Source organism: Agrobacterium sp. ICMP 6402 (assembly GCF_009498615.1).
Taxonomy (GTDB): Bacteria; Pseudomonadota; Alphaproteobacteria; order Rhizobiales; family Rhizobiaceae; genus Agrobacterium; species Agrobacterium burrii.
This window is the reverse complement of sequence record NZ_QSNV01000009.1, coordinates 65,348-77,714: the sequence shown is the minus strand read 5'-3', so window position 1 is coordinate 77,714 and position 12,367 is coordinate 65,348. Positions and strand designations below refer to the sequence as shown.

Genomic DNA, 12,367 nt, shown 5'->3' with positions numbered 1-12,367 from the left:
CTCACTCTATTCTGATTTAGATGACCGCGTCTTCCAGGAAGGGGCGGTTGGCTGGCACGCGCTCGTACCCAAACGGCGACAGATCGAGCGTCTTGAAGGCGCCGTAGGTGATCAGTTCACTCAATCCCCGGCCCATGGCTGGCGATTGCTGGAGACCGTGCCCGCTGAAGCCATTGGCAAACAGGAAGTTGCGGACCGCGCTATGAGGCCCGAGAATGACGTTATGGTCGAGCGTGCAGTAGTCGTAATGCCCGGCCCAGGCATTGACGACCTTGATCGCCTCGAAGGCCGGGACGCGTTCCGCAAGGATCGGCCAGATTTCTTCCTCGAACTCGTCATGCATGACGTCGAAATCTTCGGGGTCAACTTCCGGGTCATGCTTGGGATAGGTCCCCATCAGATAGAACTGGCCCTCGGGGCGGAAGAAGACGCCGGTCGGATCGATCGTCAGGCCGACCACGCCCGGTAGCGGCGTCTTGCAGTCGACGACGAAAAGCGACCTGCGGCGCGGCTCCACGGGAATGTCGAGACCGGCCATGCGCGCCATCTTCTTGCCGCGGGTGCCCGATGCATTGACCAGGGTGCCACAGGCAATCGTTTGCCCGCTTTTGGTAGTCACCGACACGATCCTGTCACCCTGACGATTGATTGCGATCACCTCGTCTTCGATATATTCGGCGCCAAGTGAGCGTGCCTTCTTGCGGAACCCTTGCATCAGGCCGGAACTGTCGAACCAGCCTTCCCCGCGCTCGCCGTAGCTGCCGAGGGTCAGACCTTCGAGGTTAAGCCACGGGAAGCGAGCGCCGAGCGCGTCCGGCTCCAGCAGTCTGACCTGCGCCCCGCACGACACCTGCGTGGCGTGGTTCCGCTCCAGAACCGCCCGCCCTTTTTCGTCGCCTGCCAGAAACAGGTAGCCGTTCTCATGGAAGCCGAGTTCCGGCGCGTCGCCATCAACAATGACATGCGTCCTGAAGTCCCGGATGAAGTCGGTGCCGAATTGCGATATCTGAACGTTGATCGGATTGGAGAATTGGTGACGGATCGAACTCGACGACAGCGCGGTCGCCGACCGGGCATAACTCCAGTCCTTTTCGATTACCAGGATCGAGCCTTTGAAATCGGGATTGGTGGCGAGGAAGTAGGCCGTGGCGCTGCCGACGACCGCGCCGCCGACAATCACCACATCATAGGACGTCTTGGAAGACTGCATGATTGCACCCGTTATTTGTGATCGTCTTCGTAATGACCGGCGGCACAGAAGCTTCCGCCCTGAAACCGCACGGCCGGATCATTCGGGTCGCCCTGCGACGTGTTGGCCAATACCTTTTCGCGGTAGTCGTCCGCGCTGTCCTGCGGCTTGTAGCCGAGGACGGCGGCCGTCCGGTTGTCCCAGAAGGACTCGCTGTTGTTCGACATGCCGTAGGCCACCATGAAGCCGACGCGAGGGGCCGCAAGGCTCTTTTCGACGAGTTGCCGGCAGTCGCGATAGGACAGCCAGGTGATCAGGTGGCGGCGGTCGGTTGGCTCGGGAAAGCTCGAGCCGATGCGAAGCGACACCGTCTCGATGCCGAACTTGTCGAAGTAGTAGCGTGCGAGATTTTCCACGAACGTTTTGGAAACGCCGTAGAGACTGTCCGGCCGTGTCGGGACATTGCCGTCGATCATCTCGGTGCGTTCGTAAAAGCCGATTGCATGCACCGAACTTGCATAGACGATACGTTTCACGCCGTGCTGCCGCGCGGCCTCGTAGAGGTTGTAGCTGCCTGCGATGTTGGCATCGAGAATGGTCTTCCACGGTCCTTCAAGACCCTGGCCGCCCATGTGGATGATCGCATCACAGCCTTTGACCGCGGCAGAGACGGCGTCGAAATCGGCAAGGTCGGCCGGCATATCCTCCTCGTGAGGCGCCAGATCCTGGCACGATTTGCGTGCGGATAGACGAACGATTTTGCCAAGCTTGGTGCCCGATTTGCGTAGTTCGGTCCCGAGCGCACCGGCAGCACCGGTGAGAAGCGTACGCTGGTAATCAGTCATGATCTTATCCCGCAATCATATTCAACGAAGTTGGGCGAGCGCGTCTGCGACCCGATCGATCGCAATAGACAGGTTTTCCTGCGACGTCGCGAATGACAGGCGGATATAGGGTTCGACGCCGAACGCCGCCCCTGGAACCGTCGCCACCTTGGCGGATGTCAGCAGGTAGCTCGCCAGTTCCGTATCGTTGCCGATGCGGCTGCCGTCCGGGGCGGTCTTGCCAATATAAGCGGCGCATTTCGGGAAAAGATAAAACGCTCCGTCAGGTGGCCGCATTTCCAGGCCCGGGATTGCCGAAAAGCCCTTGGCGACCAGCGCACCGCGCCGCTTGTATTCGGCAACGGCGCGCGTCACGAAGTCCTGCGGCCCATTCAGAGCCGCCGCTGCGGCGATCTGGGAGATCGACGAGGGGCAGGTCGTGCTTTGCGACTGCATCTTGTTCAGGACCTTTGTCAGGCTCTTTGGACCGGCGGCATAGCCGAGCCGCCAGCCGGTCATCGCATAGGCTTTCGAAACCCCATTGATGATCAGCGTCCGGTCGGCAAGCTGTGGGCAGGCATTGGCAAACGACGTGAACGGAACATCGCCGCAGACGATATGCTCGTAAATCTCGTCCGACATGACGGACACGTGTGGGTGACGGTCCAGCACCGCGCCCAGCGCCGCAAGCTCGGCTGCCGTATAGATGGCGCCGGTCGGGTTGGAGGGGGAATTGAACAGGAACCAGCGGGTCTTCGGCGAAATGGCCGCTTCGAGGCGCTCCGGTGTCAGCTTGAAATCATCTTCCACGCCGCAGGGGACAACCCTCGGAACGCCGCCATGGAGGATGACGATATCCGTATAGGAGACCCAATAGGGAGCGGGAACGACGACCTCGTCGCCCGGCTCCAACGTGCCGAGAAAGGCATTGAACAGAATCTGTTTTGCACCATTGCCAATCGAAATCTGGTCCATGGCGTAGTCCAGACCGTTTTCGCGCTTGAACTTTGCAACGATCGCCGCGCGAAGCTCCTCCAGGCCATCGGGGCTGGTGTATCGCGTCTTGCCGTTGCGCATCGCTTCGATTGCCGCTTCGACGATAAAATCCGGCGTTTCGAAGTCCGGCTCGCCCAGCGAAAGGTCGATGACGTTCTCACCCTTGGCGCGCATCGCCTTGGCGGCCATCGAAACGGCCATGGACGGCGACGACTTGATGCTCGCGGCCTTGGTGCTCTCGAACCTGATCATATTCATGCTTCCACTCCTGGCGTCTTTTTGTCTGTGCCCGTCTTCTTGTCCGTATAGGTCTCCGCCTGCTCGGCCGTGATGTAGCCTTGCTTCAGGTCATGGCTCACCGTCGCGGCAGGCCGCTTGGACGGATCGCCATAGCCGCCGCCGCCGGGAAGCTGGAGAACGAGCTTCCTGTCTGCCGGCACGAACTGCAGGCCCTTGCCGCGCAATTGGGTGCCATCATCCAGCGAAACCGACCCGGAAGCACCGGCCTTGCCGCCGTCGCGGCCGCGCGCCGGATGTTCGAGCCGGTCGAACATGGCCGAAAACCGAAAGCTGTAGCCTTCGGCAGCCGAGATCTCGATGGTTTGTCCGAGACCGCCGCGATGCGCACCGGCGCCACCCGATCCCTCGCGCAATTCCTTGCGCCAGACGATCACCGGGCCGACATTTTCGGTTGCCTCGATCGGCATCGTGTGCACGCCGCTTGGAAAGGCGGTGGCGTTGAGGCCGTCCAGGGCAGGCCGCGCACCGCTTCCGCCGGAATTGAACATCAGGATTTCGGCACCCTTGCCGCCGATCTGGTCGGAGACCGGGCGAACGCTCATGTGAAGGTTCCAGAGCGCGCTGGCACCTTCGGCCGGCACCTGCCCGGGCAGCGCCTGGTGAAGGGCTCCCAGCACGAGATCCGGCACGAAGTGACCGAGCACGTGACGTACCGCCACGGGTGCCGGCCGCTTGGCGTTGAGGATGCAGCCTTCCGGGGCGACCACATCGAACGGAGCCAGCGATGCGGCATTGTTGGGGATTTCCGGAGCAACCACGCATTTGATGCCGTAGCAGGCATACGCCTTGGCATAAACGAGCGGAACATTGATGCCGAATTTGCTCATGCCCGATGTACCGTCGAAATCGACAAGCACGCCGTCGGCGCTGATGGTGAGTTTGGCCGCCAGGGTCACCGGCTCGTCGTAGCCGTCGAGATTGAGACTATAGGACCAACTCCCGTGCGGAAGATTCCGAAGCCGCTCAAGGGTCGCTTCGCGGCTGTGCTGGAGAATGAACGCGCCGATCGTGCCGAGATCGTCGAGATTGAATTCCGTCAGCATATCGATCAGGCGGCGATGACCGGTTTCGTTGCAGGCCGCCAGCGCATAGAAGTCGCCCACCACCTTGTCGCTTTCGCGAACGTTGTTCTTGACGATCTCGATCAGCGTGCGGTCCAGTTTTCCGCGATCGAAGAACTTCATGATCGGAATGAAGAGGCCTTCTTCATACACTTCGCGCGCGTCGGGGCCGAAGCCGCGACCGCCGATATCGACGACATGCGCAGTCGATGCGAAATAGCCGACCAGTTTGCCGTGGTGGAAGGACGGCGTCACGATGGTGATGTCGTGAAGATGGCCGGTGCCTTTCCAGGGATCGTTGGTGATATAGATGTCGCCCTCGAAAATATTGCCGGGGCCGATATCGTTGACGAAATGGGCAACCGATTCCGCCATTGCGTTGACGTGGCCGGGCGTGCCGGTGACGGCCTGTGCCAGCATTTGACCTTTAAGATCGAAGACGCCGGCCGAAAGATCGCCCGCTTCGCGCACACTGGTGGAAAAAGCCGTTCTGATGAGGGTCTGCGCCTGTTCCTCAACGACCGAGATGAGGCGGTTCCACATGACCTGCATATGGATATCGATCATGGACTGGTTCATGGGATCTTCCTCAGAGACGGGTTACGAGAAGGCAGCCGTCGGTCTGGACGGTTGCCTTGAACGAAGAGGTGAGAACAGTCGACGTTTCCCGTTCGACGATGACGGCAGGGCCGTTGACGACATTGCCGGGCACCAGACCGGTGCGATCGTGAATGCCTGCGTCGAGAAACGCGTTGCTGGCCGCATCGAAAAGCTTGCGCTGCGATGCTGGTGTCACCACGGCGCCCGTTGCGACGGGCGCAACCCTGGCGACGTCTGGGAGCGGTGAGCTTGCCTTGACCGACCAGCTGACGATCTCGATTTCCAGCCCCTCGATGGCGCGGCCAAAGAAGCGGGCATATTCAAGCTCGAACAGTTCAATGATCGCGGCAGCACTCGTGCCATCGAATTGTTCGAAGGCGAGGGGGACTGGAATGTCCCAGCCCTGTCCGGCATAGCGCATGAACACCGTGCGCTCGATCACAGGCTGCACGCCCTCGAGACCGCCTTCGACAAAGCTCAGAGCCTCGTCGGTCATCGCGGCGACGAGTTTATTGGCCTCCGCCGCATTGAATCGCTGGAGATTGAACACAGCGCTTCGCACAGATTCGTAGCCGAAAGGAGCCCGCAGAAAGCCGATCGCCGAGCCGACGCCGGCGCCGGGCGGAACGAGGAAGGTCGATATGCCCATTTTCTCGCAAAGACGTGCGGCGTGGAGCGGTCCGGCGCCGCCGAAGGTGATCATGGTGAAGTCGGAGATGTCCTTGCCGTTTTCGACCGTGTGAACGCGTCCGGCATTGGCCATGTTTTCATCGACCATCTCGCACGTGCCGTAGGCGGCGGCATCGGCGTCCAGATTGAGGAGCGCGCCGATCTCATTGACCATGGCTGCACGGCTTGCCTCGACGGACAGCGGAATGGCGCCGCCGGCAAAGTTGTCGGGATCGAGTTTGCCGAGAATAAGGTCTGCATCGGTGACTGTCGGCCGCGTGCCACCACGCTGATAGCAGGCAGGACCGGGCTCGGACGCCGCGCTATGCGGTCCAACGCGAATCTGGCGCATCGAATCCACGCTGGCGATGGAGCCGCCGCCAGCGCCGATTTCAACCATTTCGACAACCGGAATGGAGATCGGCATGCCGCTGCCTTTGCGGAAGCGGTAGGTTCGTGCCACTTCGAATGTCTTGGCAGTTTTTGGAACCTGTTTTTCGATCAGGCAGATTTTCGCGGTGGTGCCGCCCATGTCGAACGACAATACGGCGTCAAGGCCATGGTGGCGAGCGATATCGGCCGCGAAGATGGCGCCACCCGCCGGGCCGGATTCGACAAGGCGGACCGGAAACTCGGATGCGCTTGTCACGGAGACGATCCCGCCGCCCGAATGGATCATGTAGACCGGGCAGCCGACGCCGATCTCTTTAAGGGCAATTACCAAACGGTCGAGATAGGATTTGATCGCCGGCTTTACATAGGCATTCGCGCAGACCGTATTGAACCGCTCGAATTCGCGCATCTGCGGCGACACCTCGGAAGATATCGAGACCGAGAGGGCCGGCATGCGCTTCAGCATCGCTGAGCGGACCTGTGCCTCATGCGCGCCGTTCGCATAGGCATGAATGAAGCCGATCGCAACGCTTTCGTATCCGCCAGCTTCAATCGCGTCCACAGCGGCTTTCACCGAGGCGTCGTCGAGCGCAAGCAGCACCTTTCCGGACGCATCGACGCGCTCGCGGACAACGAAGCGGTCGGCGCGCTCGATGAGGGCGGGCGGCAAGACAATGTTCAGATCATACTGTTCAAAGCGGTTTTCCGTGCGCATCTCGAGAACATCGCGAAATCCCTCCGTCGTGACGAAGGCCGTTTTCGCACCGCGCCGCTCAATCAGCGCGTTGGTCGCGAGCGTGGTGCCGTGGATGAGGATGTCGATCTCTGAAAGGTGAATGCCGGCAAGCTCGGCGACGGCCTTGACGCCTTTGAGAATGGCCCGCTCAGGAGCGGTGTAGTCCGTGAGGATCTTGGTGGAATGCAGCGCGCCGTCCAGATCGAGAGCGATGTCGGTAAAAGTTCCACCTATATCGACTCCGACGCGGCAGTTTCGTCGTGCATTGTTCACCATTTTTTGATCCCCAGATTCGTGAGCAGCTATTTGGTCCCGTTCATACAGGCGCGCACATTATCTTCGCGTTTTCAATAGCTTCCAACCCATTTTACAGCAGTCGGGCGCGCCGATAATTCCGCTTGACGTTCATCGGATATATCACTTATCATACATGTGTCAACTGGAAAGCAACCACGACGGCCTCCAACGGCTGAAGCGCCGCGAGCGCAACGGAAAGGAACTTTTCAGATCGATTGCACGGCCCTGAGCGGTCGCAAGAAAACCAGGACGCGGGACGCACCCACGCCGGATGAAGCCAACGAACCGGTTTTAAACCAGAGGGAAATTATGATGAAATCCGTAACAAAATTCTTGGCGACCACCGCGGTGATGACGTCGCTACTTGCGGCATCCGCACTTGCCGCAGACACGATCAAGATTGGTGTGGCAGGCCCGATGACGGGTGCCAACGCCACATTTGGCGAGCAGGTCTGGACCGGCGTTTCGGCCTATATCAAAGAAGTTAACGCGGCAGGCGGCGTGGAAGGCAAGCAGATCGAGCTCGTCAAGGGCGATGACGCCTGCGAGCCAAAGCAAGCGGTGGCGGTTGCAAACCGTTTTGTCGATCAGGACAAGGTGCAGGCGGTTGTCGGCCATTTCTGCTCGTCAAGCACCATTCCGGCATCGGAAATTTACAATGATGCCGGCGTTCTGACCGTAACGCCGTCTTCCACAAACCCGATCGTGACCGACCGTGGCTTCGACACCATGTTCCGGACCTGCGGTCGCGACGACCAGCAGGCCGTGGTGGCGGGTAGCTTTATTCTGGATACGCTGAAGCTCACCAAGATCGCGCTGATCCATGACAAGGACACTTATGGCCAGGGCCTGGTGGACGCGCTCAAGCGGACCCTTACGGAGCGTGGCGTCGAGCCGGTTCTCTATGAAGGCCTGACCCGCGGCGAACGCGATTTCAACGCGCTTGTCACCAAGATCAAGAGCTCCGGCGCAGAGGCCGTCTACTTCGGTGGCCTCATCCCGGAAGCTGGCCCTTTGATCCGCCAGCTTCAGGAGCAAGGCCTCACTGTCAAATTCGTTAGCGGCGATGCGCTTGCGCAGACTGAAATCGTAACGTCCGCCGGCGGTGCGCAGAACCTGACGAATGTCTACTACTCATCGGCAGCCGATCCCCTGAAAGACCCCGAGACCGCCGATGCCCAGACTGCCTTGAAGAAGGCAAATATCGCGCCGGACAACTACACGCTGTTTGGTTACGCCAGCGCCCAGACCATCGTCGCTGCCCTGCAAGGCACCAAGGATGGCGATGTGAAATCGCAGATAGAGTGGCTGCGAAAGAATGACGTCAAGTCGGCGGTCGGCAAGCTCGGCTGGAACGACAAGGGCGACGTCAAGGACTTCAAGTTCGTCTTTTACAAATTCGACGACAAGGGCACCCCCGTCGCTTCGAACTGACATCCGCTCAAGCGAGCCGGCCGAGGCATCTTCGGCCGGCATTCTTTTGCCAAACAAAAATGGGGGTCGCCATGGATTTTTACATTCTGGCACAACAGCTGGTGAACGGTATCACACTGGGCACGATCTACGGCTTGATCGCCGTTGGCTACACAATGGTTTACGGTGTTATCCGGATGATCAATTTTGCACACGGCGACGTGTACATGGTCTCCGCCTATATCGCAGCGATTACGCTCGCCGTGCTGAGCTTCTTCGGAGTCCAGTCGGTTCCTTTCGCGCTTGTCTCCGTGCTTGTCATCACCTGTTTTGTCACAGGCGTATACGGCTGGGCGATCGAACGGGTGGCCTATAGTCCGTTGCGAGGCTCGACAAAACTCGCCCCATTGATCTCCGCCATTGGTATATCGTTGATACTGCAAAGCTATGTGCAGATTGCCCAGGGTGCTCGCGATCAAGGCGTGCCGATCTTGATCAGCGGCGCCTTTCGCTTCGGCACGGAAAAGGATTTCGCGCAGATCACCTACATGCAGGTCGTGATCCTGCTGGCGTCGCTGATTGCCATGGCGATCCTGACCTATGTGATCAACCACACGCAGATCGGCCGGCAGTGCCGGGCCACGCAGCAAAACCGGGGGATCTCCGCCGTTCTCGGGGTGAACACCGACAGGATTATCTCAACCGTCTTCGTCATCGGAGCCTCCACGGCTGCCGTTGGAGGGACACTGGTGACCTTCAACTACGGATCGTTCAACTTCTTCATCGGCTTCGTCATGGGCATCAAGGCGTTCACCGCCGCCGTGCTCGGCGGGATCGGATCGTTGCCCGGCGCCATCCTTGGAGGGCTCTTGCTTGGACTGACCGAAGCGCTTTTCGCTGGCTATGTCAGCACGGACTACAAGGACGTTTTCGCCTTCGCGCTGCTCATCATCATCCTGTTCTTCCGCCCCTCCGGTCTGTTGGGCCGGCCGGAAATCCAGAAGGTCTGACGTCAATGGAAAACGCCATCAAGCCAAATTTAGTTGTGAAGCTGGCCAATGAGGCACTCTTCACGTTCGTAATCGCTCTTATCGTCCTGGGTCCGATCTCCGGTCTCGTTCTTGAGGGTTTCTCGTTCAAAAGCGAGTTGGCGCGCGCCCTTTCGCTTGCTGCAACCGTCGCTGCCGGACGCGTTCTCGTTTCGCTGGCGCTCAGCACTGCAATCGGCTCAAGGCTGCTCGAACGCTTCAGCCGCAACAGCGGAGGCGGGGTCACCGTCAACACGGGCAAGGAGAAATTTCCCTACCTTCTTCTCGCTCTGGTGATTGTCGGGGGCCTGGCGTTTCCAGCCTTCGCGGACAAATATTACCTTGGTGTGGCGATCCTCGCCCTTATCTACGTTCTGCTCGGCCTTGGCCTCAATATCGTGGTCGGTCTTGCGGGGCTTCTCGATCTCGGCTTTGTCGCTTTCTACGCCGTCGGCGCCTATCTTCTGGCGCTGGGGTCCCAATATCTCGGGCTTGGTTTCTGGAGCGCGCTTCTCATCGCCCCATTCCTCGCAGGCCTGTTCGGGATGATCCTGGCATTCCCGGTCCTTCGCATGCACGGCGACTATCTTGCCATCGTGACGCTTGGATTTGGCGAGATCATCCGCCTGGTCCTGACCAACTGGCTGGAGTTTACAGGTGGGCCGAACGGCGCTCCGGCGCCGCCGCCTACACTCTTCGGGCTGGAATTTACCCGAACCGCGCGCCAGGGCGGCGTGCCCTTCCACGAATATTTCGGTATTCCCTATAGTGCCGACTATAAATTCTGGCTGATCTACATCGTACTGTTTCTCGTCGTCTGCGCCGTGGTCTATGCGGTCCATCGCTTGCGTGCCATGCCGCTCGGCCGCCTTTGGGAGGCGCTCAGAGAAGACGAGATTGCCTGCCGCTCGCTTGGCGTGAACCACGTGTTCACCAAACTGTCGGCCTTCATGCTGGGCGCTTCCACCGGTGGCCTCGCAGGTGTTTTCTTCGCGGTGCACCAGGGCTTCGTGAATCCCACGTCGTTTACATTCTTCGAGTCGGCCCTGATCCTTGCAATTGTCGTCCTCGGCGGACTTGGATCGACGGTCGGCGTTATCCTCGCCGCACTGGTCCTGACCATTTTGCCGGAGGTTCTGCGGGATTTTGCCGAATATCGGGTCTTCGTCTTTGGCATTCTCATGGTCGTCATGATGATCTGGAAGCCGCGTGGTCTCGTGCGGATCACGCGCCCCGCATTTTTCCCCTCGACGTCATCCGCCGTAGCCATGAATGCGAACCAGCCTTTGGAGGTGGCACGATGAGAGACGCTGTCCTCCAGGTCGAGAACGTGACGATGCGGTTTGGTGGCATCGTCGCCAACAGAAATGTCAGCTTCAAGGTAAAGCAGGGCGACATAACGGCGTTGATCGGGCCGAACGGCGCAGGAAAGACCACGATTTTCAACTGCATCACCGGCTTCTATCGCGCCAGTGAAGGCCGGATCGTCCTGCAGTCGAATGGTCGTTCGTGCAACATCGGTGATTTGATCACCAAGCCGATCGTAGGTGGCTCACACCTGGTTACACGCGCAGGCATCGCCAGGACCTTCCAGAACATCCGGCTCTTCAAGGAAATGACGGTCGTGGAAAACCTGCTGATCGCACAGCACCTGGCAACCACCAACAACCTTCTCAGTGGCATCTTCAAAACGCCGCGCTTCCGCAAGACAGAGGTCGAAGCCATCGATCGGGCCTACTACTGGCTTGGTCAGATGAACTTGGTTGAGGATGCCAACCGCCTTGCCGGCCAACTGCCCTATGGTCGTCAGCGCCGTCTGGAAATCGCTCGCGCCATGTGTACCTCTCCAAAGCTCATCTGCCTGGATGAGCCTGCGGCGGGCCTCAACCCCTCCGAGACGCGGGAACTCTCGCAGGTGATCCGGCGCCTGCGATCGGATCATGACCTGACCGTTCTCGTGATCGAGCACGACATGGGTCTCGTGATGAGCATCGCCGATCACATCGTTGTCCTCGACCATGGCGAGGCGATCTCGGACGGCACCCCAAGCGAGGTCGCAAACGACCCTGCCGTCATCGCCGCCTATCTCGGCGTCAGCGAAGAGGAAGTAACGCAATGAGCACTCCAGCACCCGCATCCAAACCTCTGTTGGAATTCGTCGGCGTCGAAGCCCATTACGGCGCGATCCAGGCCCTGAAAACCGTCGACGTGCACGTGTGTGCGGGCGAGATCGTCAGCCTGATCGGCGCCAATGGAGCGGGCAAGACCACCTTGCTCTCCACGATCTTCGGCGTCCCGCGTGCATCATCGGGTCAGATCCGCCACCGCGGCGAAGACATCTCCAAGTTGCCCACCAACACGATTGCGAGACGGGGCATCTCTCTCGTTCCGGAGGGCCGGCAGATTTACCAGGACATGACTGTCGAGGAAAATCTGATGATGGGCACCACGGCGATCGGAATGTCGCACTTCGAAGAAGACCGGGCGGCGATGTTCGAGCTTTTCCCTCGGCTGAAAGAACGCCGCAATCAAACTGCCGGAACCATGTCAGGCGGCGAGCAGCAGATGCTTGCCATTGCGCGCGCCTTGATGGCGCGTCCCGAACTCATCCTCTTCGACGAGCCGTCGCTCGGCTTAGCACCTCTTGTCGTCAAACGGGTCTTTGAAGTTCTGGCGGAAATCGCGGCAATGGGAAAGACGATTTTCCTGGTCGAACAGAATGCCAATCATGCGCTGAAGCTGTCTCAACGCGCATACGTCATGGTCAACGGAAAGATCCAATTGTCCGGCGACAGCGCTTCGCTTCTCGCCAACGAGGACGTGCGCAAGGCCTATCTCGGTCTTCACTAATTCAGGAAACG

10 protein-coding genes are annotated in these 12,367 nt (G+C 59.7%); 5 read left to right on the top strand and 5 right to left on the bottom strand.

All coding sequences use genetic code 11. The features are described 5' to 3' along the window. Window positions 1-16: 16 nt before the first annotated feature. From DXT96_RS20665 to DXT96_RS20645, 5 genes are read right to left on the bottom strand one after another with little or no spacing between them, the layout of a single operon-like run. On the bottom strand, window positions 17-1,210 hold the full coding sequence (locus tag DXT96_RS20665) for an FAD-binding oxidoreductase (RefSeq protein WP_153516255.1): 1,194 nt from the start codon (window positions 1,208-1,210) through the stop codon (window positions 17-19). Between the two features lie 11 nt (window positions 1,211-1,221). Further along, window positions 1,222-2,034 (bottom strand): NAD(P)-dependent oxidoreductase, encoded by an 813-nt coding sequence (locus tag DXT96_RS20660; RefSeq protein ID WP_153516254.1) that lies wholly within the window; start codon window positions 2,032-2,034, stop codon window positions 1,222-1,224. Window positions 2,035-2,055: 21 nt separating this feature from the next. Then, on the bottom strand, window positions 2,056-3,267 hold the full coding sequence (locus DXT96_RS20655) for a pyridoxal phosphate-dependent aminotransferase (protein WP_153516253.1): 1,212 nt from the start codon (window positions 3,265-3,267) through the stop codon (window positions 2,056-2,058). Beyond that, window positions 3,264-4,949 (bottom strand): hydantoinase B/oxoprolinase family protein, encoded by a 1,686-nt coding sequence (locus DXT96_RS20650; protein ID WP_153516252.1) that lies wholly within the window; start codon window positions 4,947-4,949, stop codon window positions 3,264-3,266. Before DXT96_RS20650 ends, DXT96_RS20655 begins: the two co-directional genes overlap by 4 nt. A gap of 10 nt (window positions 4,950-4,959) precedes the next feature. Beyond that, window positions 4,960-7,044, bottom strand: coding sequence for a hydantoinase/oxoprolinase family protein (locus tag DXT96_RS20645; RefSeq protein ID WP_153516251.1), 2,085 nt, complete (start codon window positions 7,042-7,044; stop codon window positions 4,960-4,962). 333 nt (window positions 7,045-7,377) lie between these two features. Between DXT96_RS20645 and DXT96_RS20640 the strand changes: the two genes are divergently transcribed. The 5 genes from DXT96_RS20640 to DXT96_RS20620 all read left to right on the top strand — a co-directional run bounded on the left by DXT96_RS20640 (window position 7,378) and on the right by DXT96_RS20620 (window position 12,356). Further along, window positions 7,378-8,499 carry a branched-chain amino acid ABC transporter substrate-binding protein gene (locus tag DXT96_RS20640; RefSeq protein WP_153516250.1) on the top strand — a complete coding sequence of 374 codons (1,122 nt, stop codon included), beginning with the start codon at window positions 7,378-7,380 and terminating at the stop codon, window positions 8,497-8,499. Window positions 8,500-8,570: 71 nt separating this feature from the next. Then, window positions 8,571-9,488, top strand: coding sequence for a branched-chain amino acid ABC transporter permease LivH (locus tag DXT96_RS20635; protein WP_153516249.1), 918 nt, complete (start codon window positions 8,571-8,573; stop codon window positions 9,486-9,488). 5 nt (window positions 9,489-9,493) lie between these two features. Then, window positions 9,494-10,810 carry a high-affinity branched-chain amino acid ABC transporter permease LivM gene (livM, locus tag DXT96_RS20630; RefSeq protein ID WP_153516248.1) on the top strand — a complete coding sequence of 439 codons (1,317 nt, stop codon included), beginning with the start codon at window positions 9,494-9,496 and terminating at the stop codon, window positions 10,808-10,810. Further along, complete coding sequence (locus DXT96_RS20625; RefSeq protein WP_153516247.1) at window positions 10,807-11,625, top strand: ABC transporter ATP-binding protein; 819 nt, start codon at window positions 10,807-10,809, stop codon at window positions 11,623-11,625. Before livM ends, DXT96_RS20625 begins: the two co-directional genes overlap by 4 nt. After that, window positions 11,622-12,356 carry an ABC transporter ATP-binding protein gene (locus DXT96_RS20620; protein ID WP_153516246.1) on the top strand — a complete coding sequence of 245 codons (735 nt, stop codon included), beginning with the start codon at window positions 11,622-11,624 and terminating at the stop codon, window positions 12,354-12,356. The genes DXT96_RS20625 and DXT96_RS20620 overlap by 4 nt, the downstream gene beginning before the upstream one ends. The last annotated feature ends 11 nt before the right edge of the window (window positions 12,357-12,367 follow it).